This is a genomic window from Marinobacterium halophilum (assembly GCF_003014615.1).
GTDB lineage: Bacteria > Pseudomonadota > Gammaproteobacteria > Pseudomonadales > Balneatricaceae > Marinobacterium > Marinobacterium halophilum.
Genome location: NZ_PYGI01000010.1, coordinates 100,861 through 125,305, shown reverse-complemented (window position 1 = coordinate 125,305; position 24,445 = coordinate 100,861). Strand labels below are relative to the sequence as shown.

General features: G+C 59.6%; 27 protein-coding genes. 18 read left to right on the top strand and 9 right to left on the bottom strand.

Annotation, left to right across the window (positions count from 1 at the left end):
• Positions 1–17 precede the first annotated feature (17 nt).
• From CLV44_RS08690 to CLV44_RS08675, 4 genes are all read left to right on the top strand, one after another.
• Complete coding sequence (locus tag CLV44_RS08690; RefSeq protein WP_106591724.1) at positions 18–1,028, top strand: aspartate carbamoyltransferase catalytic subunit; 1,011 nt, start codon at positions 18–20, stop codon at positions 1,026–1,028.
• The gene (locus CLV44_RS08685) at positions 1,025–2,299 is read left to right on the top strand and encodes a dihydroorotase (RefSeq protein ID WP_106591723.1); all 1,275 of its coding nucleotides are present in this window, start codon (positions 1,025–1,027) and stop codon (positions 2,297–2,299) included. Before CLV44_RS08690 ends, CLV44_RS08685 begins: the two co-directional genes overlap by 4 nt.
• Before the next feature lie 235 nt (positions 2,300–2,534).
• The gene (locus CLV44_RS08680; protein ID WP_106591722.1) at positions 2,535–3,242 is read left to right on the top strand and encodes a response regulator transcription factor; all 708 of its coding nucleotides are present in this window, start codon (positions 2,535–2,537) and stop codon (positions 3,240–3,242) included.
• 217 nt (positions 3,243–3,459) lie between these two features.
• On the top strand, positions 3,460–4,917 hold the full coding sequence (locus CLV44_RS08675) for a hypothetical protein (protein WP_106591721.1): 1,458 nt from the start codon (positions 3,460–3,462) through the stop codon (positions 4,915–4,917).
• Between the two features lie 99 nt (positions 4,918–5,016).
• On the opposite strand, the gene CLV44_RS08670 is transcribed toward CLV44_RS08675, so the two are convergent.
• The gene (locus CLV44_RS08670; RefSeq protein WP_106591720.1) at positions 5,017–6,189 is read right to left on the bottom strand and encodes a PilT/PilU family type 4a pilus ATPase; all 1,173 of its coding nucleotides are present in this window, start codon (positions 6,187–6,189) and stop codon (positions 5,017–5,019) included.
• Between the two features lie 25 nt (positions 6,190–6,214).
• Entirely contained in the window at positions 6,215–7,249 is a 1,035-nt protein-coding gene (locus tag CLV44_RS08665) for a type IV pilus twitching motility protein PilT (RefSeq protein WP_106591719.1), read from the bottom strand.
• Between the two features lie 97 nt (positions 7,250–7,346).
• Between CLV44_RS08665 and CLV44_RS08660 the strand changes: the two genes are divergently transcribed.
• The 10 genes from CLV44_RS08660 (at position 7,347) to CLV44_RS08615 (ending at position 15,813) form a co-directional block, all read left to right on the top strand.
• On the top strand, positions 7,347–8,042 hold the full coding sequence (locus tag CLV44_RS08660) for a YggS family pyridoxal phosphate-dependent enzyme (RefSeq protein ID WP_106591718.1): 696 nt from the start codon (positions 7,347–7,349) through the stop codon (positions 8,040–8,042).
• Positions 8,043–8,059: 17 nt separating this feature from the next.
• Positions 8,060–8,887, top strand: coding sequence for a pyrroline-5-carboxylate reductase (gene proC / locus CLV44_RS08655; RefSeq protein ID WP_106591717.1), 828 nt, complete (start codon positions 8,060–8,062; stop codon positions 8,885–8,887).
• 22 nt (positions 8,888–8,909) lie between these two features.
• The gene (locus tag CLV44_RS08650; protein ID WP_106591716.1) at positions 8,910–9,473 is read left to right on the top strand and encodes a YggT family protein; all 564 of its coding nucleotides are present in this window, start codon (positions 8,910–8,912) and stop codon (positions 9,471–9,473) included.
• Position 9,474: 1 nt separating this feature from the next.
• Positions 9,475–9,771 carry a DUF167 family protein gene (locus CLV44_RS08645; RefSeq protein ID WP_106591715.1) on the top strand — a complete coding sequence of 99 codons (297 nt, stop codon included), beginning with the start codon at positions 9,475–9,477 and terminating at the stop codon, positions 9,769–9,771.
• 137 nt (positions 9,772–9,908) lie between these two features.
• Positions 9,909–11,084, top strand: a complete 1,176-nt coding sequence (metX, locus tag CLV44_RS08640; protein WP_106591714.1) for a homoserine O-succinyltransferase MetX — start codon at positions 9,909–9,911, stop codon at positions 11,082–11,084.
• Complete coding sequence (gene metW / locus CLV44_RS08635) at positions 11,074–11,664, top strand: methionine biosynthesis protein MetW (RefSeq protein WP_106591713.1); 591 nt, start codon at positions 11,074–11,076, stop codon at positions 11,662–11,664. Before metX ends, metW begins: the two co-directional genes overlap by 11 nt.
• A gap of 25 nt (positions 11,665–11,689) precedes the next feature.
• Entirely contained in the window at positions 11,690–12,142 is a 453-nt protein-coding gene (locus CLV44_RS08630; protein WP_106591712.1) for a DUF4426 domain-containing protein, read from the top strand.
• A 12-nt stretch (positions 12,143–12,154) separates the two neighbouring features.
• On the top strand, positions 12,155–12,763 hold the full coding sequence (gene rdgB / locus CLV44_RS08625; RefSeq protein ID WP_146139988.1) for an RdgB/HAM1 family non-canonical purine NTP pyrophosphatase: 609 nt from the start codon (positions 12,155–12,157) through the stop codon (positions 12,761–12,763).
• Positions 12,760–13,902 carry a radical SAM family heme chaperone HemW gene (hemW, locus tag CLV44_RS08620; RefSeq protein WP_245912647.1) on the top strand — a complete coding sequence of 381 codons (1,143 nt, stop codon included), beginning with the start codon at positions 12,760–12,762 and terminating at the stop codon, positions 13,900–13,902. The genes rdgB and hemW overlap by 4 nt, the downstream gene beginning before the upstream one ends.
• 3 nt (positions 13,903–13,905) lie before the next feature.
• Entirely contained in the window at positions 13,906–15,813 is a 1,908-nt protein-coding gene (locus CLV44_RS08615) for a methyl-accepting chemotaxis protein (protein WP_106591710.1), read from the top strand.
• Positions 15,814–15,819: 6 nt separating this feature from the next.
• Here CLV44_RS08615 and CLV44_RS08610 read toward each other — a convergent pair whose 3' ends face one another.
• From CLV44_RS08610 to lptM, 6 genes are read right to left on the bottom strand one after another with little or no spacing between them, the layout of a single operon-like run.
• The gene (locus CLV44_RS08610; RefSeq protein ID WP_106591709.1) at positions 15,820–16,554 is read right to left on the bottom strand and encodes an HAD family hydrolase; all 735 of its coding nucleotides are present in this window, start codon (positions 16,552–16,554) and stop codon (positions 15,820–15,822) included.
• On the bottom strand, positions 16,547–17,455 hold the full coding sequence (xerC, locus tag CLV44_RS08605) for a tyrosine recombinase XerC (protein ID WP_106591708.1): 909 nt from the start codon (positions 17,453–17,455) through the stop codon (positions 16,547–16,549). Before xerC ends, CLV44_RS08610 begins: the two co-directional genes overlap by 8 nt.
• 1 nt (position 17,456) lies before the next feature.
• Positions 17,457–18,155, bottom strand: a complete 699-nt coding sequence (locus CLV44_RS08600) for a DUF484 family protein (RefSeq protein ID WP_106591707.1) — start codon at positions 18,153–18,155, stop codon at positions 17,457–17,459.
• On the bottom strand, positions 18,152–18,982 hold the full coding sequence (gene dapF, locus CLV44_RS08595; protein ID WP_106591706.1) for a diaminopimelate epimerase: 831 nt from the start codon (positions 18,980–18,982) through the stop codon (positions 18,152–18,154). Before dapF ends, CLV44_RS08600 begins: the two co-directional genes overlap by 4 nt.
• Before the next feature lie 15 nt (positions 18,983–18,997).
• Complete coding sequence (gene lysA, locus CLV44_RS08590) at positions 18,998–20,251, bottom strand: diaminopimelate decarboxylase (protein WP_106591705.1); 1,254 nt, start codon at positions 20,249–20,251, stop codon at positions 18,998–19,000.
• Complete coding sequence (gene lptM, locus CLV44_RS08585) at positions 20,244–20,378, bottom strand: LPS translocon maturation chaperone LptM (RefSeq protein WP_211298108.1); 135 nt, start codon at positions 20,376–20,378, stop codon at positions 20,244–20,246. Before lptM ends, lysA begins: the two co-directional genes overlap by 8 nt.
• A 142-nt stretch (positions 20,379–20,520) precedes the next feature.
• Here lptM and cyaY point away from each other — a divergent pair, with 142 nt between their 5' ends.
• Entirely contained in the window at positions 20,521–20,841 is a 321-nt protein-coding gene (gene cyaY / locus CLV44_RS08580) for an iron donor protein CyaY (RefSeq protein WP_106591704.1), read from the top strand.
• 45 nt (positions 20,842–20,886) lie between these two features.
• Here cyaY and waaA read toward each other — a convergent pair whose 3' ends face one another.
• On the bottom strand, positions 20,887–22,158 hold the full coding sequence (waaA, locus tag CLV44_RS08575; RefSeq protein WP_245912646.1) for a lipid IV(A) 3-deoxy-D-manno-octulosonic acid transferase: 1,272 nt from the start codon (positions 22,156–22,158) through the stop codon (positions 20,887–20,889).
• Positions 22,159–22,248: 90 nt separating this feature from the next.
• Between waaA and CLV44_RS08570 the strand changes: the two genes are divergently transcribed.
• The 3 genes from CLV44_RS08570 to CLV44_RS08560 are packed head-to-tail and all read left to right on the top strand — an operon-like array spanning position 22,249 to position 24,438.
• A complete protein-coding gene (locus tag CLV44_RS08570; RefSeq protein WP_211298104.1) occupies positions 22,249–23,292 on the top strand; it encodes a glycosyltransferase family 2 protein in 1,044 nt (347 codons plus the stop codon).
• Positions 23,282–23,653 (top strand): GtrA family protein, encoded by a 372-nt coding sequence (locus tag CLV44_RS08565; RefSeq protein ID WP_106591703.1) that lies wholly within the window; start codon positions 23,282–23,284, stop codon positions 23,651–23,653. The genes CLV44_RS08570 and CLV44_RS08565 overlap by 11 nt, the downstream gene beginning before the upstream one ends.
• Positions 23,650–24,438: a ChbG/HpnK family deacetylase gene (locus CLV44_RS08560; RefSeq protein WP_106591702.1), complete on the top strand. Its 789-nt coding sequence runs from the start codon at positions 23,650–23,652 to the stop codon at positions 24,436–24,438. Before CLV44_RS08565 ends, CLV44_RS08560 begins: the two co-directional genes overlap by 4 nt.
• Positions 24,439–24,445: the final 7 nt, after the last annotated feature.

The window sequence follows — 24,445 nt, the reverse complement described above, 5'->3', positions numbered from 1 at the left end:
GACAAGAGCATATCACCATGTTTGAGGCTAACGACCCGAACGCGCTGCAGCTGACGACTGACGGCCAGCTGCGCCATTTTTTGACTACAGAAGGCCTGCCGCGCGAGCTGTTGGTCGAAATTCTTGATACCGCCGACTCCTTCGTCGACATGAGCCAACAGCAGGTCAAGAAAGTCCCGCTGCTGCGCGGCAAGACCGTGGTCAATCTGTTCTTTGAAGCCAGTACCCGTACCCTGTCGACCTTCGAACTGGCCGCCAAGCGCCTGTCCGCAGACGTGCTCAACCTTAATATCAGCACCTCGTCGACCAAAAAGGGCGAGACCCTGAAAGACACGCTGATGACCCTGGAAGCGATGCACTCCGACATGTTCGTGGTGCGTCATGCCGACAGCGGCGCAGCCCATTTCATCGCCCAGCACGTGACTCCTCATGTGGCCGTGATCAACGCCGGTGACGGCCGCCATGCGCACCCGACCCAGGCGATGCTGGACATGCTCACCATCCGCCGCCACAAGGGCGATTTCGCCCCGCTGAAAGTGGCCATCGTCGGCGATATTCTGCACTCCCGTGTGGCTCGCTCACAGATCCACGCCCTGCGCACTCTGGGGGTCGACGAAATCCGGGTCATCGCACCGAAAACCCTGCTGCCGCGTCATATTGAAGCGCTGGGCGTCAAGGTTTACACCGATATGGCTACCGGCCTGCGCGATGTCGACGTGATCATGATGCTGCGCCTGCAGAAGGAACGCATGCAAAGCGCACTGCTGCCCAGCGAAGCGGAATTCTACAAACTCTACGGCCTTAACCGCGACAAGCTGGCCTACGCCAAACCGGACGCCGTGGTCATGCACCCCGGCCCGATCAACCGCGGCGTCGAGATCGAATCCGAGGTGGCTGACGGCCCGCGCTCGCTGATTCTCGACCAGGTTACCAACGGTATTGCCGTGCGCATGGCAGTGATGTCCAAGGCCATGAGCGGACAGCTGGCACAACGTGGTGCGCTTGCAGAAGCGGAGGAGCAGGCATGAACATTCTGATTCAAGGCGGTCGGGTCATCGACCCGACACAGGACTGGGACGAGATTACCGACCTGTATGTCAGCAACGGTGAAATTGTCGCCCGTGACCAGGCGCCTGAAGGTTTTGTCGTCGAGGAAGTGATCGATGCCAGCGGCCAAGTGGTCTGTCCTGGCCTGATCGATCTCTGCACCCACCTGCGCGAACCCGGCCTCACCCAAAAAGGCACGATCGCCAGCGAAACCGCAGCGGCCGCCGCCGGTGGCATCACCACGCTGATCGTTACCCCGAACACCCAGCCGCTGGTGGAAACCGCCGCCGTCGCCGAGCTGATCCAGGACCGTGCCGCCGATATCGGCTTGGCACGCGTACTGCCGATGGGTGCCCTGACCCGAGGCCTGGAAGGCGAGCAGCTGGCCCCATTACATGGTTTGGCCAGCTCCGGCTGCATCGCCTTCACCAACATGCGCCACAGCATCAACAGCAGCCAGACCCTGCTACGCTGCCTGGAATATGCCGCCACCCATGATCTGCTGGTGGTGTTCCAGGCACAGGACAATGATCTGGTCGCCAGCGGCTGCATGCACGACGACACGACTTCGACGCGCCTCGGCCTGAACGGCATCCCGGAAGCGGCCGAGACCATCGAAGTGTCCCGCTGCCTGCTGTTGGTGGAGCAGACCGGTGTCCGTGCCCACTTCGGCCAGCTGTCCTGCGAACGCGCTGTACAGATGGTAGCGGCCGCTCGCGAACGTGGCCTGAGCGTCAGTGCTGACGTGGCCATCCAGAACCTGCTGCTGACCGATGAAAACGTCAACGGCTTCAATGCCGCCTACCACCTGCAACCGCCGCTGCGCAGCCAGCTCGACCGTGCCGGTCTGCGTCAGGGACTGGTAACCGGCACCCTGTCGGCGATCTGCTCCGATCACCAGCCGCACGACCCCATCGCCAAGCAGGCACCCTTTGCCGCAACCGAGCCCGGCATGAGCGGTCTGGAAACGCTGTTGCCGCTGAGCCTGTCACTGGTCGAGCAACAGTTGCTGGCCTTGCCACAACTGATTGAAGCCCTGACCGCCGCCCCGGCCCGTATCCTTGGCATTGAAGCCGGAACCCTGAACATCGGCTCACAGGCGGACATCTGCATCTTTGATCCTGACGCCGAGTGGACCGTCAATGTAGACAGCCTGAGATCCGCCGGCAAAAACACACCCTTCCTGGGCCAGACCCTGAAAGGGCGCGTCAACGCCACACTGATGGATGGCAGAATCGTGTTCCGCCGCTGAACAACGCTGCGCATGGAGACCCCACCTCCATGCGCGCCTTACACCCATTCAGACTCTGTTCATTTTCATTCGAACAACGATATACTCTGTTCGACATTCATGAACACAGAACAATGCATGAATGGCCACCCATGATGGCCATACCTTGGTACTACGCCGCTGACCGTCCCCCATCGGTTACCGTCCCATCATTCAAACACTCCTGACGCTGTAACAAAGGATGCAACACCCTCGCATGAACGACACCTGTGCACGTATTGCCATCATTGAAGACAATCCCGATCTGAGGGAAGAACTGCTTTTCTTCCTGCAGACTCAGGGCTTTTCTGCCTGGGGAGCCGGCAGCGCAGAGGCGTTCTGGAAACAGCTCCACCGAACCCCGGCCGACATTGTTCTGATCGATATCTCCCTGCCCGGCGAAGACGGCTTCAGTGTGCTTGAATACCTTTCACACTTGGGCAATTACGGTCTGATTGCCATCACCGCACATGACTCCGAGCAGTTCAAACAGCGCGGCCTCGGTTTGGGTGCCGATCTGTATATGCTCAAACCGGTCAACTTTTCCAGTCTGTGCAACGCTATCAGAAGCCTCTGGCATCGCATGCGTGAACAGGCCTCAGTACCCGACACACCGGTGAGCGCCACCCGCGATTCAAGCACCTGGGCCTTGAATAACGATAGTTTGACGACACCGTCCGGCATCGCTCTCGCTCTCACACCACAGGAATATAGCCTCATTGATGTGCTGCTGCGCCACCGCAATGAAGTCTGCAGTAAAGAGCTCCTGCACGATCTGCTGTTCGGCTATGAAAACGACCCCAACACCCACCGTATCAGTGTCATTCTCAGCCGTTTGCGCACCAAGGCACGCAAGCAGGCAGTCACGCTGCCGATACGCGCCATTTTCGGCAAAGGACTCGTTTTCCGTGATCTGAATCAATAGTTTTTACAAGCGTTTGAAACGTTTGATACAAATGAGGCTGGCGCAATATAGATAATCCATGACATATTAACGGCACAATTATCGACGCAAATCACACAATATTATTTGCTTACCCGTAAAACAAAAACGCTACCATTCTGCTGCCACAGTCGCTCAGGGCTGGGAAAAATTTATGAGCTGGTCTCTGGCTCGATTCTCATCAACGCAAGGATGCTCAATGATACCCCGATCTCAAAAAACAGCCATTGTGCTGACTTTGGCAAGCATTTTCCTAGCCCCTTCAGCATCTGCGCTGACGTTGGAGGAGCTTGAAAGCAAACTGAACGATCTCGCCACAGAAAACGCTCAGCTCCGTACCCGCATGATGGAATTGGAAAGTAAAAGTTTTCCTACAGCCAATAATGCCCCCCTGGCTTCCAAGTCGCCCCCTATCATTTCCAACGAGTCGCTGTTGGCACTGGACCCTACTTACAGTTTTGACATTCTAGACCCAACGACGCGTATTACCCGCAAGCAGGAAGAGATACTGCTGCGCAAGGCGCGAGGGGATCTCGATACCGACCGGGTTTACCTTAGCAGCGCGGTGACCGCCATCGCCAATATCCAAAAGAGTAATAGCGAAGATCAGTTTGGTTATCTGATGCGTCATCCTACCGCCAATAACCAACGCACCGACGAAGTATCTGAAGCCGCTATTCATTCGGCGCAGTTAGCCATCACTGCCAATTTGGGTGACTGGGTGACTGCCTATACAGAAATGCTGTATGACCCTCAGCAGAGTTTTGGCGCAGGTACCAATACCGACCTGAACCGCAACCAGGTACAAGTACGCCACGCGTACATCATGCTGGGGAACCTCAATACATCACCTTGGTATGCCTCGGTCGGTAAAATGGCTATTCCCTTCGGTCTGACCGACACCCCCAACCCATTTACCGCATCCACGGTCTGGCATGCCTATGGAGGACTGGCCAATGGCATTAAAGTGGGATACCTGAATGATGGCATCAACATCCGTCTGATGGGGGTTCAGGGCGGCGCTCAGTTCCGTGCCGCCAATGTACCAGTTGATGGCAGCAATATTCCCAGCAAGCTGAACAACTACAGTTTGGATGCCAACTACACCTTTCCCACCGGAGCTAATTCGACTCTTTTGCTAGGCACCTCTTACCTGAAAGGCAGCGCCTATTGCCAAGGTTATCCGGTTACACACTTTAGTGCCTGTGATGATGAGAACGGTGCCTGGGACGCCTATGCCCAATGGCACCAAGGGCCTTGGATGGTCCAAGCAGAATATGCCACCACCGAAGATGAGTGGCCTGGCACTTATAACCCGGCGTTACCGGACTATGCTGCATCCAAAGTGACAAGCTGGGGGTTGGGCACCAAATACAGTACCAGCCTTGGCGGCTACGATATGGATTTATCAGCCGATTTCAGTCGCTTTATTGCAGGCCCGAGCGGCTCACCTTGGGAGCGGCAGGACCAGTGGGTCCTAGGCATCGCCAGCTACCCAACACCCTCGGCCAAATTCTTCGCCGAGTTCATCCATACTGAGGGCTATGCGCCATTGAACTTCATTTCTGGCGGAAACCATACGGATCCGACTCAGACCCACAGCAATGCCGATGCCAACTCGAATATCCTGATGTTAGGCGGCAATGTGGCATTCTAATGCCCACTCGATATAACAGATCCTGACAGCAGCGTCTTTACTTCCAGGCCTTGCCGTTCTAATGGTGAGAGGCATCAAACAAGCCCCTCACCGGTTCGATTACATCCCTTTGATGCCGAGATCATCGCCGATGTTGAGGTTGTCTTCCTCTTCCTGCAGGGTGAAGCTCGGCATATCCGACTCCTGCTTCACGTCCTTGTTGCCACTGGTTTCCGCATCCAGCTTGATCATCAGGCGCAGGTCGTTGGCCGAGTCTGCATGTGCCAGCGCCACTTCATACGTAATCACGCCGTCGCGATACAGCTCAAACAGTGCCTGATCGAAGGTGCGCATGCCCAGGTTGGTGGACTTCTTGATCACTTCCTTGATTTCGTGCACTTCGCCCTTGCGCACGTGGTCCTGGATCAGCGGCGTATTGATCATCACCTCGATAGCGGCCCTGCGGCCCTTGCCATCGACAGTCGGCAGCAGCTGCTGGGCGATAATCGCCTTCAGGTTGAGCGACATGTCCATCCACACCTGATCATGATGCTCGGGGCCGAAGAAGGAGATGATGCGGTCCAGCGCCTGGTTGGCATTGTTGGCGTGCAATGTCGCCAGACACAGGTGGCCGGTTTCGGCAAAGGCAAGTGCGTATTTCATCGTTTCCGCCGAGCGGATCTCACCCATCAGAATCACGTCCGGAGCCTGACGCAGCGTGTTTTTCAGCGCGACCTCAAACGATTCGGTATCAATCCCCACTTCACGCTGAGTGATGATGCTCTTCTTGTGGCTGTGGATATATTCGATCGGGTCTTCGATGGTGATGATGTGCCCGGCATGATTATCGTTGCGGTAGTCGATCATCGATGCCAGCGAGGTCGATTTACCGGTTGAGGTTCCGCCCACGAACAGGATCAGGCCACGCTTGGTCATCGACAGGTCGCGCAGCACGGTCGGCAGTTTGAGCTCGTCCATCGACGGAATATGGTTGTTGATCGAACGCAACACCATCCCCGGGGTGTTGCGCTGCATGAAGGCACTGACACGGAAGCGGCCGATCCCCGGCGCACTGATGGCGAAATTACACTCGCTGGTGCCTTCAAACTCCGCCAACTGCTTGTCGTTCATGGTGCTGTAGACCAGCGCACGGGTCTGGCTCGGTTTCAGCGTTTCCTTGGTCAAGGGACGGATGGTGCCGTCAACCTTGATCGAGGGAGCCGCACCGGCCGTGACGAAAAGGTCGGAGGCGCCGCGATCGACCATGACCTTCAATAGTTGGGTAAAATCCACTGTCTTGCTCCTGAGTCAGCCGGCATTAGAATGCCGCCGGGTTTTTCGCCTTGTCACGGGCCGTTTCACGCGAGATTTGCCCCTTGTGCATCAGCTCGGTCAGCGACTGATCCAGGGTCTTCATGCCATAGGCTGCGCCGGTCTGGATGGCGGAATACATCTGCGCCACCTTGTCTTCACGGATCAGGTTACGTACCGCCGGGGTGCCGATCATGATTTCATGCGCGGCCACTCGGCCACCCTTCGGTTTTTTCAGCAGGGTCTGCGAAATAACGCCGGACAGCGACTCCGACAGCATCGAGCGCACCATGTCTTTCTCTGCCGCCGGGAATACGTCAATGATACGGTCGATGGTTTTGGCCGCCGAGGTGGTGTGCAGGGTGCCAAACACCAGATGGCCGGTCTCTGCAGCGGTCAGGGCCAGACGGATGGTTTCCAGATCTCGCATCTCGCCAACCAGAATGACGTCCGGGTCTTCACGCAGCGCCGAGCGCAGCGCGTTGGCAAAGCTGTGGGTGTCGCGGTGGACTTCACGCTGGTTGATCAGGCATTTCTTGCTCTCGTGGACGAATTCGATCGGGTCCTCGATCGTCAGAATATGGTCAGAGCGGGTGTCGTTGACGTAGTCGATCATCGCCGCCAGCGTCGTACTCTTGCCCGAACCGGTCGGGCCGGTTACCAGTACCAGGCCGCGTGCCTGATCGGACAGGTCCTGAAACACCTTGCCCATGCCCAGGTCGTCCATGGTCAGCACCTTGCTGGGTACAGTACGGAATACAGCTGCCGCGCCCCGATGCTGGTTAAAGGCATTGACACGGAAACGGGCCAGATTGGGCACTTCAAACGAGAAGTCAGCTTCGTAGTTCTCTTCAAACTCCTTGCGCTGCTTGTCGTTCATGATGTCATAGACAAGTGAGTGCACCTGTTTGTGCTCAAACGCAGGCAGCTTGATGCGCCGAACGTCACCGTCCACACGAATCATGGGGGGCATGCCGGCGGTGAGGTGCAAGTCGGAGGCACCCTGTTGCACCGAGAATGATAAAAGTTCTGTAATATCCATAAGCAGTCGAGATCCGAAGCAGCTTCCATTAAACTTTAGTGTTCTAGCAGAATAGGCATAACCTGCCAATGACAGCCGTCAGTATTCATGGGTGATTATGTTAGTAGACAACTATAACCGTGTCCGGGAACAAATTCTGGCGGCCTGTCAGGGCTGTCAACGCACGCCTGACAGTGTACAGCTATTGGCGGTCAGCAAAACGCGCAGCGCGGACGAAATTCGCGAGTTGCATGCCTGTGGCCAAACCGCTTTCGGCGAGAATTATCTACAGGAGGCGCTGGACAAGATTGATGCTCTGCGGGATCTGCCACTGGAGTGGCACTTCATCGGCCCGATCCAGTCCAACAAGACGCGTACAATCGCCGAACACTTCGATTGGGTCCACAGTGTCGACCGACTGAAGGTTGCTCGGCGGCTGTCCGAACAGCGCCCTGATCACCTGCCGCCGCTGAATATCTGCCTGCAGGTCAATATCAGTGGCGAAGCCAGCAAGTCCGGTTGCGCACCGGAGGCATTGCCGGAACTGGCCCGTACCGTTGCAGCCCTGCCCAACCTGCGTTTGCGCGGGCTGATGGCGATTCCGGAAGCGGAAACCGATCCGGCGCGTCAACGCGCGATATTTGCCCAGGTGCGCGCCCAGTTGGCAGCCCTGCACCTTGAGGGAACGCAACCGGACACGCTATCCATGGGCATGTCCGGCGATCTGGAGGCAGCCATTGCCGAAGGTGCTACCATAGTGCGCATCGGTACAGCCTTGTTCGGGCCGCGTCAGTACGCGCCCGCCCATCTTTGACCCACAGGAGTAACGGCATGAGCCAACAACCCGTAGTTGCATTTATCGGTGCCGGTAACATGGCACGTGCCATTATCGGCGGCCTGCTCGAAAACGGCTTTGCCCCGGCCAATATCTGGGCCGCCGAACCGGATGCCGAACGCCTGGAAGATCTGGCCGCGCAGGGCCTCAACACGACCACCGATAACGCCACCGCCGTTGCCGCCGCCGACCTGGTGGTTTTGGCCGTGAAACCGCAGATCATGCAAGCAGTCACACGTGACCTTGCACCCGCGGCACAGCAGCACCAGCCGCTGTTCGTATCCATTGCTGCAGGTATCACGCTGGCCGCATTGGATCAGTGGCTGGGCGGTGATGTTCGTCTGGTCCGCTGCATGCCCAATACGCCATCGCTGGTGCAAACCGGTGCCAGCGGCCTGTTCGCCAATGCCCGTGTTAGCGAGCTGCAGCGCGCCCAGGCGACCGAAGTACTGGAAGCTGTTGGCATCGCCCTCTGGGTGCAGAATGAAGCCGAGCTGGATGCGGTAACTGCAGTATCCGGGTCAGGACCGGCCTATTACTTCCTGATGATGGAAGCGATGACCGCCGCCGGCGTCAAGCTGGGGCTGAGTGAAACCACCGCCCGCGACCTGACCCTGCAGACCGCACTGGGTGCCGCCCGCATGGCCGCAGCCAGCGACGTTGATGCCGCCGAGTTGCGCCGCCGTGTAACCTCGCCCAAGGGCACCACCGAACGCGCTATCCAGACATTTCAGGCCGGCGGCTTCGAAACGCTGGTAGATACCGCACTGACGGCCTGTCGCGACCGCTCGATCGAGCTGGCCGACGAGCTGTGCAACCAATAAGCAACAGACGACAGGACATCTCATGGGACAGGATCCGATTACATTGATCATCAGTCTGGTTGGAGGTATTTTCTCCTTCCTGCTGGTGATGCGCTTCGCTCTGCAGCTCTCACAGACCGACTACTACAACCCCATCGCACAATCCGTGGTACGCCTGACCCAACCGGTCGTCAGTCCGCTGCAGCGCGTGCTGCGCCCCAAGGGCCGCTTCGACATTGCCACCCTGATCGTCGCCATCGCCGTGAAGGCCGTCGCCATTCTGCTGCTGGTACAGTTTTCGCCGCTGTTTGCGGCCAATGCCGACTCGATCAATCCGCTACACCTGATGATCTTTGCCCTGACCGGCACGCTCGATACCCTGTTGACGATCTATTTCTGGGCCTCGTTGGGTGCCGTGATCATCAGCTGGGTCGCGCCTGACAGCTATCACCCGGCACCGCAGCTGTTGCTGCAGTTGACCGAGCCGCTGTTTGCGCTGGTACGCAAGGTGATTCCACCGATCGGTGGTCTCGACCTGTCACCGATCCTGATCTTCCTGCTGATCCAGATCGTGCAGGGGTATCTGAAAGCCTTTGTTATTATCTGAGATGGCCGCGTCCTACTATCAATGGCAGGACGGAGACCTGATCCTGCGCTGTCACCTGCAGCCGAAAGCGTCCCGAGACGAGATTTCCGGACTGCACGGTGACAGTGTTAAGATCCGTATTGCGGCACCGCCCATCGACGGGCGTGCCAACACGGCCCTGATCAAGTTTTTGGCCAAGGCGTTTGGCGTTGCCAAGCGCGATGTCAGCATTCTCAGTGGCGAATCGGGACGGGAAAAACGGGTGCGCATTCAAGCCCCCGTCAAATTCCCCGACGGCCTCGCCCTCTCATCGGACTAAAGGGAATAGACGTTGTTTACAGCCAGGTTTCTGATGCTCTGTCGGGCTCTGCACTACGACATGTGATGCTCAATCACCCCGGCGCCTGCGCGCCACCCTCAAGCCGTTTCTGCATCCTTGACGAGTGAGACATCACCATGCCTGCTGTAATACCCGATGACAGTGTGGGGCTGGTCAGCCCCCAACGCATCCATTTCGACCAACCCCTGCCCTTGAGCTGCGGCCGCAGCCTGAACACCTGGGATCTGATGATCGAGACCTACGGTGAGCTCAATGCAGACGCCTCCAACGCCGTGCTGATCTGCCATGCCCTGTCCGGCCATCACCATGTCGCCGGTTATCACAGCATGGACGAGCGCAAGCCCGGCTGGTGGGACTCCGCCATTGGCCCCGGCAAGGTGATCGACACCAACCGTTTCTTCGTCGTCGGCGTCAACAATCTGGGCGGCTGCCACGGTTCCACCGGCCCCAACACGCTGAACCCGGATACCGGCAAGCCCTATGGCCCCGATTTCCCGATCATGACCGTAAAGGACTGGGTCGACAGCCAGGCCCGCCTCGCCGATCGTCTGGGTATTGAGCAATGGGCAGCGGTCGTCGGTGGCAGTCTAGGCGGCATGCAGGCCCTGCAATGGGCGATCAGCTATCCGAACCGATTGCGTCACTGTGCCGTGATCGCCTCGGCAGCCAAGCTCAGCGCCCAGAACATCGCCTTCAACGAAGTCGCACGTCAGGCGATCAGCAAAGACCCGGAATTCCACGACGGTCACTATTACGAACACGAGACCGTACCACGCACCGGGTTGATGCTGGCGCGCATGGTCGGCCACATCACCTATCTGTCCGATGACGGCATGCGTGACAAGTTCGGCCGCGAACTCAAGGACGGCAAGCTCAGCTTCGACTTCAACCCCCAGTTCGAGGTGGAGTCCTACCTGCAGTATCAGGGCGAACGCTTCTCCTCCTCTTTTGATGCCAACACCTATCTGTTGATGACCAAGGCACTGGACTACTTTGATCCCGCCGGCGAACAGGGCCACGACCTCGCCGCTGCGCTGAGTCCGGCACAGTGCGACTTTCTGGTGGTGTCGTTCACTACGGACTGGCGTTTCTCGCCGGAGCGCTCACGCGAGCTGGTCGACGGCCTGATCGCCGCCGGCAAGCCGGTCAGCTATGCCGAAATCGACGCGCCCCAGGGCCATGATGCCTTCCTCATTCCGATCCCGCGTTACATGGAGGTGTTCCGCAGTTACATGAACCGGATCGCCAACGCCCTGCCCCAAGCCAAAGGAGGTGCCGACCATGCGCGCTGATCTGGAAATCATCAACGAGTGGGTTCGCCCCGACTCGCGGGTACTCGACCTCGGCTGTGGCGACGGCGAGCTGCTGGCCCACCTGAAAGCCAAGAAAAACGTATCCGGCTACGGTCTGGAAATCGACCACGACAACCTGACGGCCTGTATCGACAAGGGCGTCAGCGTGATCGAAAAGGATATCGACGACGGCCTCGCCTCAATCGGCAACGCCAGCTTTGACACCGTCATCATGACTCAGGCACTGCAGAGCATGCACCGCCCGGACCTGATCGTCGACGAAATGCTGCGCATCGGCCGCGAATGCATCGTCACCTTCCCCAACTTCGCGCACTGGCGCGCACGGGGCTATCTTGCCTTCCGCGGCAAGATGCCGGTATCCAAGTTTCTGCCCTATACTTGGTACAACACGCCGAACATCCACTTCTGCACCTTCAAGGATTTCGAGAACCTGTGTGTTGACCGCAACATCGAGATTCTGGAGCGTACCGTCGTTGACCACACCCACCGGCACCGCTGGTGGATAAAATTGTGGCCCAACATGCTCGGCGAAATCGCCATCTACCGTATCACCCGCTAGGGCACCCGATACCAAGGAGGACAACATGCGTTTTTATCCTGCAACCCTGAGCCGTCTGCTGGCCATCGCCGCACTGGTCTTCAGCCCCATGGCGCTGGCCGAACAGTCCATGGCCGATGGCCGTTACGAAATTCACTACAACGCTTTCAACTCCAGCTTCATCACCCCTGAAGTGGCACAACAGAACGGCCTGGTCCGCAGCAAGTACCGGGCACTGGTCAACGTCTCGGTACTGGAAATTGGCGCAGACGGCAACAAGCAGCCGACCACCGCCATTGTCTCCGGCCAGGCCGCCAACCTGCTCGGCCAGGCTCAGCAGCTGGAGTTCAAGAAGATCGATGAAGGCAACGCGCTGTATTACATCGGCAGCTTCCGCTTCACCGAAGATGAACAACTGAAAATCACGTTACGTGTGCAGCCGGACCCGAACCGCCCGGCGTACAACATCGAATTTGATCAACGCTTTTACGTCGACTGAGTAGTACACCGCATGATAGACAAGATTGTTCTGGCCAGCGGCAACCGCGGCAAACTGAAGGAATTCGGCGAGATTTTTGCCCCCCTGCAGATTGAGGTGATGCCGCAATCGGCATTCGCCGTACAGGATGCCGAGGAAACCGGGCTCAGCTTCGTTGAAAACGCCATTCTCAAGGCGCGCCATGCCGCGCGCATCACCGGACTGCCTGCACTGGCGGATGATTCCGGCCTTGAGGTCGATGCCCTCAATGGCGCACCGGGAATCTACTCGGCACGCTATGCCGGTGAAGGCTGTGGCGATGACGAAAACAATGCCAAACTGCTGCAGGCCCTGGTACAGGTGCCCGCCGAACAACGCACGGCCCGTTTCCAGTGCGTACTGGTGTTCATGCGCCACGCCGAAGACCCGACCCCGCTGATCTGCCAGGGCAGCTGGGAAGGCCGTATTCTGACCGCACCTCACGGCCATAACGGCTTCGGCTACGACCCGCTGTTTTACGTGCCGGAAGCCGACTGCGCCAGCGCCGAACTCAACCCCGAGCAGAAGCAGCAATACAGCCACCGCGGCAAGGCCGTGCGCCAGTTCATCGCCGCTATCGGCCCATGGCTCAGCCACGCATGAGTCTGCCGCCACTGTCGTTGTATGTGCATATCCCCTGGTGCATACGCAAATGCCCCTATTGCGACTTCAACTCCCATGCCGCGCCGGAGCAGCTGCCCGAGGCCGCTTATGTGGACGCCTTGCTGGAGGATCTGGACGCCGAACTGCCTCTGGCGGCAGGGCGCCCCCTGCAATCGATCTTCATCGGTGGCGGCACGCCCAGCCTGTTCAGTGCTGCCGCGATCGACCGTCTGCTGCAGGGTATTCGCCAACGGATCGCACTGGTCGCGGACGCCGAAATCACCCTGGAAGCCAACCCCGGTACCTTTGAACGGGCGCGTTTCGAAGGCTATCACGCCGCTGGCATCAATCGCCTGTCAATCGGCGTGCAAAGCTTCAACGCTGAACATCTGCAGCGCCTGGGCCGCGTCCATAATCCGGACGACGCCCTGCGTGCGGCCGATGCCGCCGTAGCGATATTCCCGCGCGTCAATCTGGACCTGATGCACGGTCTGCCGGGACAGAGTGTCGAGCAGGCACTAAGCGATCTGAAACAGGCACTGGATTTCGACCCCGGCCACCTGTCCTGGTATCAGCTCACCATCGAACCCAATACCGAATTTCATGCCCGCCCGCCGCAGCTGCCGGTGGACGAATCCCTGTGGGATATTCAAGAGCAAGGCCAGGCGCTGCTCGACACACGGGGCTATGCCCAGTACGAGATCTCGGCCTATGCCCGCCCGGAACAGCAAGCCCGACACAACCTCAATTATTGGCAGTTCGGCGACTACTTAGGCATTGGTGCCGGCGCCCATGGCAAGATCAGCCATTACGATAACGATGGCCAGCTGCAGATCCTGCGCCGCCACAAGCAGCGCCAGCCCAAGGGGTATTTCGAGCCCGCCCGCCGACTGGCCGGGGAAGAAAGCATCGCGCTCGATGATCGCGGCTTCGAATTCATGCTAAATGCTCTGCGTTTGACTTCAGGCACGTCTGTAGACTTGTTTAAGACCCGCACCGGGGTTACCGTGTCCACTTTAGAGCCTGTCTTGAACAGAGCTCGGCAGATGGGTTTGCTGGTCGACGACAGGTCGCTGCTGGCCCCCACCCCTCAGGGACGCCTGTTCTTGAACGATCTGCTGGCACTCTTCCTGGATTGAAGCGTGCTCACCCGGTTCATGGATGCAGTAACTGAACTCTGGACGCCCTTCGGCATGACCATCAAACAAAAATTGACCACCCTGATCGCCCTGATTCTGGCAGGCTTCATTGGCATGGGTCTGATTATTCATTACACCCTGGGGCAGTACCGTGAACTGGTCATGACCAGCCAGACTTTGACCCAGGTGGAAACCCGCAAGCTCGATCTGCGCCGCTACGAAAAAGACTTCCTGGCGCGCCTGGATACCGACTATCTGACCCGCTTTGACAGCACCTATGACACCTTCAACACCCAGTTGAGGGCACTTCAGCAGCTGCTTGAAGGTGCCGCGCTCGACGACCAGTTGAACACCTTCGCACAGCGCATGCAGACCTACCGCCAGACCTTCACTGCTGTCAGCACACTGAGAACCGATATCGGCCTCACCCCCGATACCGGCTTGCGTGGCCAGGTACGCCAAGCGATCCACTCCGTCGAACGCGAGATCCGCGCCACCGACAACAGTGACCTGCTCAGCACGCTGTTACAGATGCGCCGTCACGAGAAAGATTTCATGCTCCGCCTGGACGCCAAGTATCTGGACCGCTTTCAGCAGGAAATGACGCGTCTGCAACAGCAGATCGACATGTTGTTGCTGCCCTCGCAAAGTGCTTACCTGCATCCACTGCTGGATGAATACCAGAATGCCTTCACCCAATTGGTCGACTCTTACCGCCGCCTGGGCCTGAGTGTTGAGCAGGGCTTGATGGGCGAGATGCGCAATGCGGTCAAAAGCACTGATGAGATCCAGAACGCACTGGAACACCATCTGGAACAGCGCCTGGAAGCCGAACAGCAGCGCCTGCTGATGACCGCCATAGTCGCCATTCTGATCGCCATACTCGCTACCGTGATTCCGGCACTGTTGCTGGGTCGCAGCATCCTGCGCCCGATCAATGCCCTGGCACGCACCATGAAACAGGCCAGTGACGAACATGACCTGACACTGAGATTTACTACCGACAGCCAGGATGAAGTCGGGCAGATGGCTGGCGACTTCAATCATATGATGGATAGCTTTCGCGATCTGATTGCCCGTGTCGCCGGCACATCAGCGCAGCTGGCAACGGCTGCTGGACAGCTGTCATCAACCACACAGGACACGGCCGATGGCATCAGCAAACAGCAGAACCAGGTACTCCAGGTAGCTGCAGCGGTGCAGCAGATGGAAAGTTCCATGCAGGAAATTGCCGGCAACACCGAAAGCACCGCCGCCACCGCGGCCCAAGCCGAGCAGAATGCCGCCGACAGTACCGCGCGCGTCAGCAGCAGCATCGACGCCTTGCAATTGATGGCAGGGAAAGCGCGTGAAACCGCGAGCGTGGTTGAACAGTTGCGCAACGACAGCGACCGTATCGCGACCATGCTCGAGGTAATCAAGGATATTGCCGATCAGACCAATCTGCTGGCGCTGAATGCGTCCATCGAAGCCGCTCGCGCCGGTGAACAGGGACGTGGCTTTGCCGTAGTTGCCGATGAGGTGCGTACGCTCGCATCACGTTCGCAGCACTCCGCCGCCGAGATCGAACAGATGACCCTGAGCCTGCAGGAACAGACGCACAATGTCAGTCGCCTGATGCAGGAAAGTGTCCGCGACAGCGAACTCAGTGCCGAGCAGGCCAGCGAAACCATTGAGGCCCTGAGCACCATCACCCGCGGGGCCGCCAGCATCGTCGACATGACCACGCAGGTTGCCTCCGCCACCGAGGAGCAGGCCGCCGTGGCGGCTGAAATCACACGAAACATCGAGCATATTCGTGCGATCATGGCCGGGGCCAATGATCAGGTCGGGCAGAATGCCGATGCCAGTCAGCTGGTAGCGCAGCAGGCCGCCGATCTGCAAAATGCCGTGGCCAGTTTCCGCACCTGAGTCATCCTAGAGGGTCACGCGGCGGTCAGCTCTGGCCGCCAGCCGCGTGACCTCCTCGGGGATGGCTGACAGGCAGCTGACTCGGGCATCCGCTCGAGCCGGTTGTGGCCACTGCTGCCCCGGCAGGTTGACCCATATCGTCCACAGTCCCGCGTCCCGCGCAGCCCGCACATCATTGAGCGGATGGTCACCGATGTGGACCACCTGTTCAGGGCGCAGCCCGGTATACTGCAGCGCCTGCTCGAACAGGCGCGGGTGCGGCTTGGCATAACCGACATGCTCGGCGTTGTACTGAAAATCAAACAGGTTACCCAGCAGGGTCTGGCCCACATCCGCATTGCCGTTGCTGAGCGCACCGATGATGTAGCCCTCACGCCGCAACTGTTCCAGCATCGCCTGGGCATGCTCAAACAACTCAACCTGATGTCGGGCCTGCATAAACACTTCGAACGCACGCTCAGCCAATATGATCGCTTCAGTGGCCGTGTAACCGGCCGCCAGACAGCCCCGCTCCAGCAGCTTGATCCGGATCAGGCTGACACTGTGGGCGATCTCCGGCATCTCCTCCAACAACTCACGGCGCAGTGCCGACCCTTCCGCCATATCCGTCAGCTGGTGACCGGCCGTGAACAGGGGGGCATTATCATCCAGCCACTGCCAAAGCGTTCGATTGGCTTCACGGATCACCGGATCGACAGCCCAAAGCGTATCGTCCAGATCAAAGGTGACACATTTAATCATCCTGCTGTTCCTTCGCACGTGGGTGAGCTTGTTCGTAGACATCCATCAAATGCTGGAAGTCGAGGTGGGTATAGATCTGGGTAGTACTGATATTGGCATGGCCGAGCAGCTCCTGCACCGCACGCAGATCACCACTGGATTCCAGCAGATGACTGGCAAAGCTGTGCCGCAGTCGGTGTGGATACACTCGCCCCTGCGTCCCCTGCTCGGCGCCGCGCTTGCGCAGGCGCTGTTCGACGGCGCGCGTGGTCAGCCGCTGCCCACGCAAACCGACAAACAGGGCGGTTTCATCCGCGGCCGCCAGCGTGTTGCGCACCGGTAGCCACCGCCGCAAGGCTTCGCGGGCCAGGCGACCGACGGGCAAACGACGCATTTTGTTACCCTTGCCCAGCACCGTAATCACGCCATCGGCGGGGTCCAGATCACGCAGGTCTACACCGACCAGCTCGGATACGCGCAGCCCTGAAGAGTAGATCAACTCCATGATCGCGCGGTCACGAATATCCAGTGGCTCGTCGCCCGGCACCGTCAGCAGCGCACCGACCTGTTCGGTATCCAGCGTCTGCGGCAGCCGCCGAGCGGCCTTCGGAGCCTGCACCGAGAGCGCCGGGTTGCGGCTGACCCAGCCTTCGCGGGCCAGAAAACGGTAGAACGTACGAGTGGCCGAGAGCAGCCGCTGCAGGCTGCGCCCCGACTGCCCCTGAGCATGCAATGCACCGATGGCGTAGCGCAATGAGGCTTCGTCCAGAGCGCTCCATATGGCGATATCAGCGGACAGCGTGGCCGCCAGCGTCGACAGGTCGCGCTGATAGTTGTTCAGCGTATGCGGGGAGAGCTGGCGCTCTACCCGCAGGTAGTGGATAAAATGCTGCGGCCAGTCCGCTTCGGCCGGCACGGCCATCTCAGGCCTCCTGCTCCTGCAGGACGCGGAACAGCACCCGACTGAGCACTTCACCGACATAGCTCAGGAACAGTGTGCCCTGGCTGCTTTGAAAGTAATGCGGATCGTAGCTGCCGATCGCCAGCAGGCCGAGTGTATCGCCCTTGACCAGCGGCACCACCGCCGCCGACTGTACCTTGACGCTGCGCTCCTGAAACAGGAAACGGTTCATCGCCTCGGACAGCTGACCGCAGCTGGGCAGGTTGGTCTCGATCAACGGCTGCACCAGTGAATCTTCGGCGCGCGCCAGCGTGCGGATGCTGTTGCTGCCCAGAGAACGCTCGCTGAACAGCAGCACTTCGGTCTCGTCACCGTAGAAGTCGCGACACAGGCTCTCCTCGACCGCAACCGCCACGTCATCCAGCGTCCAGGCCTCCAGCAGCGCCAGCACCATGCGCTTGGTCTTCTCGAACTGGACATCGTTGTGCCGTGCCGCGTCGATCATGCCCGCCAGATGGCCGTGCAACTGCTGGTTGCGCTCACGCAGCAGCGATGTCTGCCGCTCGACCAGCGAAACCGCCGTGCCGCGTTGATGCGGAACGTACAGCTTTTCCAACAGATGCGTATGCTCAGTGAAAAAGTCGGGGTGACCGGCCAGGTAGTCCGCCACTTGGTCGGCACTGAGCGTCGGCTGTTCGAGTACATCCGAAGTGTCATTCATAGGTAGATCTGCCCTTCGAAAACAGTTGTCGCAGGCCCCGTCATGCGGACGGCCTGGCCTTCGCCCGGCCAGCAGATCCGCAGATCACCGCCGGGCAGGTGTACCAACACTTCCTCGTCGAGCAAACCCCGCAGCCGACCGGCCACCACCGCCGCACAAGCGCCGGTGCCACAGGCCAACGTCTCGCCGGCACCGCGCTCATAGACACGCAGGCGGATCTCGTTGCGGCTGACCACCTGCATGAAACCGATATTGGCGCGCTGCGGGAAGCGTGGGTGCGATTCCAGCAGCGGTCCTAGACGCTCGACCGGTGCGCTGTCGACAGCATCGACCACCAGCACACCGTGCGGGTTGCCCATGGATACAACGCTCAGTTCGACGTACTCACCATCCACCTCGACCGGGTAGCTCACCGCCGACTGCTCGGCCGTAAACGGCACTTCGGCCGGATGCAGCTCAGGCGCACCCATATCGACATCGACCTGGCGGTCGGGCAGCAGGTGAAGTACCGCATGGCCACGGGCGGTTTCCACATGAATCTCGTCCTTCGTCGTCAACCGGCGCTCACGCACGAAACGGCCGAAGCAACGGGCACCATTACCGCAATGCTCCACTTCCGAGCCGTCGGCATTGAAGATGCGGTAACGGAAATCCATATCCGGGCGGCTCGGCGGTTCCACCAGCAACAGCTGGTCAAAACCGATGCCCAGATGGCGATCCGACAGGTTGCGCACGATCTGAGGCGTGATCCGCACACGCTGCGACAGCGCATCGATCACCATGAAATCGTTGCCCAGTCCGTGCATTTTGGTAAAACGTACCAGCATGGGTATCGACTCCGCTCAGGTCTCGGGCAGCAATTGCTCGCCACGCATAAGATCATCCAGGGTCTCGCGCGCGCGCACCAGACAGGCCTGATTGTCATCAACCATGACTTCGGCCGGACGCGGGCGGGTGTTGTAGTTCGACGCCATGACAAACCCGTAGGCACCGGCAGAACACACGGCCAACAGGTCACCCGCCTGCAGATTGAGCTGACGGTCCTTGCCAAGGAAGTCACCGGTTTCACACACCGGTCCCACCAGATCCCAGGCCTTGGTATCACCCTCTTCGCGCAGCTGCGCCGGGATAATCTCCTGATAGGCACCGTACAGTGACGGGCGGATCAGGTCATTCATGGCACCGTCGATAATGGCGAAATTCTTGTCGCCGCTCTGCTTGAGGAACTCGACCCGGGTCAGCATTACCCCTGCATTGGCGGCAATGGAACGGCCCGGCTCGAAGATCAGCTTGTAGTCACGTCCGGCCAGCTTGTTCAGCACCTGCTCGATATACTCGCCCGGTGTCGGCGGTACCTCATCGGTGTAGCAGACGCCAAGGCCGCCACCCAGATCAAGATGGTGGATGTGGATACCCTCTGCCGCCAGCGTATCCAGCAGCGCCAGCAGGCGATCGATGGCATCCAGGAAAGGGCTAACTTCGGTCAGCTGGCTGCCGATATGGCAATCCATGCCGACGACGTTGACGTGCTCCATCGCCGCCGCACGGCGATAGACCTCAACGGCGGTATCGATATCGATACCAAACTTGTTTTCCTTCAGCCCGGTGGAAATGTACGGGTGGGTGCCCGCATCCACGTCCGGGTTGACGCGGAAGGAGACCGGTGCCTTGACGCCCAGCTCACCGGCAACCGTGTTGATGCGATCCAGCTCGGTATCGGACTCGATGTTGAAGCAGAGAATGCCCACTTCAAGCGCCCGGCGGATCTCCGCCGGCTGCTTGCCGACACCCGAAAACACTACCTTGGCAGGATCACCACCGGCCCGCAGCACACGCTCCAGCTCACCCGCCGAAACAATATCGAACCCGGCACCGAGGCGCGCCAGCACGTTCAACACGGCCAAGTTGGAGTTGGCCTTTACGGCATAGCAGACCAGTGCGTCGCGGCCTTCCAGAGCCTGTGCATAATTCAAATAGGCGCGCTCAAGCGCATCACGGGAGTACACGTACGTCGGGGTGCCGAATTCCTCGGCGATGCGGTCCACTGCCACCTCTTCGGCGTACAGGTGACCGTTGCGGTATTCGAAATTATCCATGGAAACTCTCGTTGTGATTGATGTGGTGAGCGGCGGTGTCGTCCGGCAGATACAGCGGCCCCTTCTGGCCACAACCCGACAGCAGCAGAGCACCCAGCAGCACGGCTGGCCAGCAGCGTTTCAGCATCATCAATCCCTTCATCATCGGTTGGCCGCCCCTGACAGGACGGGTTTTAACCCGCGATTATACCCTCAGCCACAGGGGCTGAGTACCGCTCGCAGCTGAGTTATACTCATTCACCGATATTTGCAGGCAGAGAGATGCAGTGATGACCGAATCCGAATTCATGACCCGAGTGGACCAGACGCTGGAACAGCTGGAAGATATTCTGGATGATGCCGAGAGTGATCTCGACTATGAGAGCAATGGCGGCATGATGACGGTGAAGTGCGAAAACGGCAGCCAGATCATCTTTACCCGCCAGCCACCGCTGAAGCAGCTTTGGGTCGCCACCCGCCACGGCGGCTTCCATTTCGACCACGATGGCAAGCAGTGGCACCGCGATACCGACCAGGCCACGCTGGCTGAAGTACTGGCCCAGGCCTTTGCCGAACAGGCGGGCGAGAACTTCGATTTCAGCGACCTCTGAGTCTAGACGCCGACAGGTGATGCTGCCGTCTGACCAACCCCAGCGTCAGGGCAGCAAGCGCTCGACAGCATGTTGCAACCGACCCAGCGCGCCGCGATTGGCGGCGACAAAATCGGCCCCTTGCCGACCCGCCGCACGGCGCTGGTCCGCGCGTTCCAGCCACAGCGCCAACTGGTCGGTCAGCGCGGCGGGGGTCTCCACCCGCACCAACCCACCCGCTTCGCCCAGGGCATCGGTAATGCTCTGGAAGTTGAAACAGTCCGGCCCCATCACCACCGGTACCCCCAGCGCGGCGGGTTCCAGCGGGTTATGCCCGCCGGTACCACTGAAACTGCCGCCCACAAAGGCGATATCGGCGGCGGCATACAGCAGCATCAACTCGCCCATGGTGTCACCCAGGTAAAGTTCGGTCTGTGTATCCGGCTGCGCGTCCTCGCTGCGGCACACCAGCCGCTCGCTGTATTGACGACACAACCGGGCGACATCGGCAAACCGCTCGGGATGGCGCGGCACCAGAATCAGCACCAGACCAGGATGCGCCGACTGCAGCTGCTGCCAGGCCTGTAACAGAATCTCGTCTTCACCCTGATGGGTACTGGCACCAATCAGCACCGGCCGACCCGACCCCAATCGTTCACGCAACTGCCGGCCAGCTGCAACCTTGCCTGCATCCGGCTGCAGATCAAACTTGATGCTGCCGGTGACTTCAACTCGCTCGGCCGGCATGCCCAGCGCGATAAAACGCTCGGCATCGGCATGGTTCTGTGCCGCGATCAGGTCCAGGTGCTGCAACATCGGTTGGGCCAGCACGGCAAACCTGCGATAGCCACGGGCTGAACGCGCCGACAGCCGTGCATTGGCCAACAGCACCGGCACCTTGGCACGGGCACACTGTGCCACCAGGTTAGGCCACAACTCGGTTTCCACGATGATGCACAGCTGCGGTCGTGTCCGACGCAAGAACACCCTCAGCGCCAGCGGCAGATCCCAGGGGCAGAACCGTTGTTCCACCCGATCTCCAAACAGGGATTTCACCTGCGCCGCACCGGTCGGCGTCATGTTGGTGATCAGAATGCGGTGTGCGGGATAACGCTGCAGCAGCCAGCGTACCAGCGGCGCAATCGCGACCGTTTCGCCCACCGACACCGCATGTACCCAGATCACCGGTTGGTGAATGACGGCTCCAAGACCCAGCCGCTGACGCCAGTTGCGGCGATAACCGGGAGCCGTACGCCCACGCCACCACAGACGCAGCAACAGAACCGGCGTGAGCACGTAGAACAGGAGGCTGTAAAGGCTGAGCAGCAGGGCATTCATCGACGGCAGCAGGCTTCATCTGACAAAAGCGGCAGTGTATCACAGCCCTGCCAGGCACAGTGCTGGAACAACCCTGCAGGATCAAGCACAATGGCCGCTCAAGCGACGGCGACTGTGGATATCAGTATGGACGACAACACCTTCCCCTCCCCCGATGTACAACGGCAAGACCGGCCCAGCCTCACCTGCATTCTGCCGGCCTACAATGAAGCGGAAAATCTGGGCCGACTCATTCCCGAGCTGACCGCTTATCTGCAACGTTTTTCCGACCAAATTGAATTGCTGGTGATCGATGATGGCAGCCGGGACGCGACCGTCGCCGTGGCAGCGGCACTGGTCGATGAGTACCCGGTCACCGTGTTGCAGCTGTCCCGCAATTTCGGCAAGGAGGCTGCGCTCAGTGCAGGCATTGACCATGCCGAGGGTGAGGTCGTGTTGCTGATGGACGCCGATGGCCAACATCCACTGGAAGCGATCGATCAGTTTTTTCATCACTGGCGTCAGGGCTACGACATGGTGTTTGGCGTGCGTGACAACCGTGCCGATGAGTCAGCAGCCAAGCGCCACCTGACCAACCTGTTCTACAAAGTCCTCAGCCGCAGTGCCGAAATCGACATTCACCCCGATGCCGGTGATTTCCGCCTGCTGGACCGTCGCGTGGTATTGGCTTTGCGCCAGCTGCCGGAGCGTTCGCGGATGATGAAAGGCCTCTACGCCTGGGTCGGCTTTCCCAGCAAGGCGGTCACGTTCACAGTGGCACCCCGCATGGGCGGCACCAGCAACTTCCGCCTGCGTCATCTGTCCTCGCTGGCGCTGACCGGCTTCACCAGCTTCAGCAGTGCCCCCTTGCGGGTGTGGATGCTGATCGGGGCCGGCATATCCGTGCTGTCCCTGCTCTATGCGTTCCTCATCGTGATGCGTACCCTGCTGTTCGGCTCGGACGTACCCGGCTGGCCCACCATTGCCGCCGGCATCGCCTTTCTGGGCGGTATCCAACTGTTTTCGGTCGGTATCCTCGGCGAATATATCGCCCGCATCTTCTCGGAAGTGAAAGCCCGCCCCCTGTATCTGGTCAGCCGTCGTCACTCTTTCCGTGACCGCACCACCGCAACGGACACTACCGATGACACGTGAAGCGCTGAGTTTCATCTTCGTCGGCGTCAGCGCACTGCTGACGCACTGGCTGATCGTGGTGTTACTGGTACCACTGGTCGGGCTGCACCCGCTGCTGGCCAATGTGGTCGCCTTTCTGGTCGCCTTCAACGTCAGCTATTTCGGCCATCGCCACCTGACCTTCAAGGCCAGCGAGCGTTCGCACCGGCGCACCCTGCCCCGCTTCGCCACGGTTGCCGCCAGCAGCTTTATGCTGAATGAGGCCCTGTATTGGGCCTTGTTGCAGTTCACCCCCTTGCGCTACGACATCGCCATGCTGCTGGTACTGGGCAGCGTAGCGGTACTGACCTATGTGCTGGGCAAATTCTGGGCATTCGCATGAGCCGTTCACTCGTTCTCTGCGCGGATGACTTTGGTTTGTCCGAAGGCATCAACCGCGCCATTCTGGCACTGATCCGCCAGGGTCGTCTGTCCGCTACCAGCTGCATGACCACCATGCCCGCCTGGCACGCGGAAGCGGCTACCGAACTGCTGGCTCTGCATGGCAAGGCGGCTCTGGGCCTGCACTTCAATCTGACCGAGGGTGATCACGCCACGCCTCTGGGGCAACTGATGCAACAGAGCCTGAGCGGACGGATCGATCGCCAACACATCCAGCAGGCGCTGGAGACTCAACTGGACCGGTTCGAACAGCAGCTTGGCCATGCGCCGGACTTTGTCGATGGTCACCAACATATCCAGATGTTCCCCGTCATCCGCCAGATCGTACTGACAACGCTGGCGCGCCGTTACGGTCATAATTGCCCCTGGATCCGCGTATCTACACCCGCCTTAAGTGGCCACGATGCACGCTTCAAGGCGTTGATTCTGAACATGATGGGAGTGGGATTTGAGCGCATGCGCCGGCGTTACGCCATCGCCGGCACTCGCGACTTTGCCGGCATGTATTCGCTACAGCCCGAAGCGGGCTTCGGAACGATGATGACACACTGGTTCAACACGCTGCCGGACGGGGGGTTGATCATGTGTCATCCGGGATATACCGATGGACGCTCCCCCCTGGCACGGGCGCGCGAAGAAGAGCGTAACTGGCTGGCCAGTGCAGCCTGCGCCAATGCGTTGCAGCAACATCAGCGCACCTTGAGCAAGCGCCCCGCGCTGCTCTGATCTGATC

Bases quoted from the DNA above. Each gene is read 5' to 3' on its own strand.
- metX (WP_106591714.1), top strand. From the start codon at position 9,909: ATGCCTGCTGTAATACCCGATGACAGTGTGGGGCTGGTCAGCCCCCAA.
- cyaY (WP_106591704.1), top strand. From the start codon at position 20,521: ATGACCGAATCCGAATTCATGACCCGAGTGGACCAGACGCTGGAACAG.
- CLV44_RS08685 (WP_106591723.1), top strand. From the start codon at position 1,025: ATGAACATTCTGATTCAAGGCGGTCGGGTCATCGACCCGACACAGGAC.
- CLV44_RS08650 (WP_106591716.1), top strand. From the start codon at position 8,910: ATGGGACAGGATCCGATTACATTGATCATCAGTCTGGTTGGAGGTATT.
- CLV44_RS08630 (WP_106591712.1), top strand. From the start codon at position 11,690: ATGCGTTTTTATCCTGCAACCCTGAGCCGTCTGCTGGCCATCGCCGCA.
- CLV44_RS08565 (WP_106591703.1), top strand. From the start codon at position 23,282: ATGACACGTGAAGCGCTGAGTTTCATCTTCGTCGGCGTCAGCGCACTG.
- CLV44_RS08665 (WP_106591719.1), bottom strand. From the start codon at position 7,249: ATGGATATTACAGAACTTTTATCATTCTCGGTGCAACAGGGTGCCTCC.
- CLV44_RS08560 (WP_106591702.1), top strand. From the start codon at position 23,650: ATGAGCCGTTCACTCGTTCTCTGCGCGGATGACTTTGGTTTGTCCGAA.
- dapF (WP_106591706.1), bottom strand. From the start codon at position 18,982: ATGCTGGTACGTTTTACCAAAATGCACGGACTGGGCAACGATTTCATG.
- lysA (WP_106591705.1), bottom strand. From the start codon at position 20,251: ATGGATAATTTCGAATACCGCAACGGTCACCTGTACGCCGAAGAGGTG.
- proC (WP_106591717.1), top strand. From the start codon at position 8,060: ATGAGCCAACAACCCGTAGTTGCATTTATCGGTGCCGGTAACATGGCA.
- CLV44_RS08600 (WP_106591707.1), bottom strand. From the start codon at position 18,155: ATGAATGACACTTCGGATGTACTCGAACAGCCGACGCTCAGTGCCGAC.
- CLV44_RS08570 (WP_211298104.1), top strand. From the start codon at position 22,249: ATGGCCGCTCAAGCGACGGCGACTGTGGATATCAGTATGGACGACAAC.
- lptM (WP_211298108.1), bottom strand. From the start codon at position 20,378: ATGCTGAAACGCTGCTGGCCAGCCGTGCTGCTGGGTGCTCTGCTGCTG.
- metW (WP_106591713.1), top strand. From the start codon at position 11,074: ATGCGCGCTGATCTGGAAATCATCAACGAGTGGGTTCGCCCCGACTCG.
- CLV44_RS08610 (WP_106591709.1), bottom strand. From the start codon at position 16,554: ATGATTAAATGTGTCACCTTTGATCTGGACGATACGCTTTGGGCTGTC.
- CLV44_RS08690 (WP_106591724.1), top strand. From the start codon at position 18: ATGTTTGAGGCTAACGACCCGAACGCGCTGCAGCTGACGACTGACGGC.
- CLV44_RS08680 (WP_106591722.1), top strand. From the start codon at position 2,535: ATGAACGACACCTGTGCACGTATTGCCATCATTGAAGACAATCCCGAT.
- hemW (WP_245912647.1), top strand. From the start codon at position 12,760: ATGAGTCTGCCGCCACTGTCGTTGTATGTGCATATCCCCTGGTGCATA.
- CLV44_RS08645 (WP_106591715.1), top strand. From the start codon at position 9,475: ATGGCCGCGTCCTACTATCAATGGCAGGACGGAGACCTGATCCTGCGC.
- waaA (WP_245912646.1), bottom strand. From the start codon at position 22,158: ATGAATGCCCTGCTGCTCAGCCTTTACAGCCTCCTGTTCTACGTGCTC.
- xerC (WP_106591708.1), bottom strand. From the start codon at position 17,455: ATGGCCGTGCCGGCCGAAGCGGACTGGCCGCAGCATTTTATCCACTAC.
- CLV44_RS08660 (WP_106591718.1), top strand. From the start codon at position 7,347: ATGTTAGTAGACAACTATAACCGTGTCCGGGAACAAATTCTGGCGGCC.
- CLV44_RS08675 (WP_106591721.1), top strand. From the start codon at position 3,460: ATGATACCCCGATCTCAAAAAACAGCCATTGTGCTGACTTTGGCAAGC.
- rdgB (WP_146139988.1), top strand. From the start codon at position 12,155: ATGATAGACAAGATTGTTCTGGCCAGCGGCAACCGCGGCAAACTGAAG.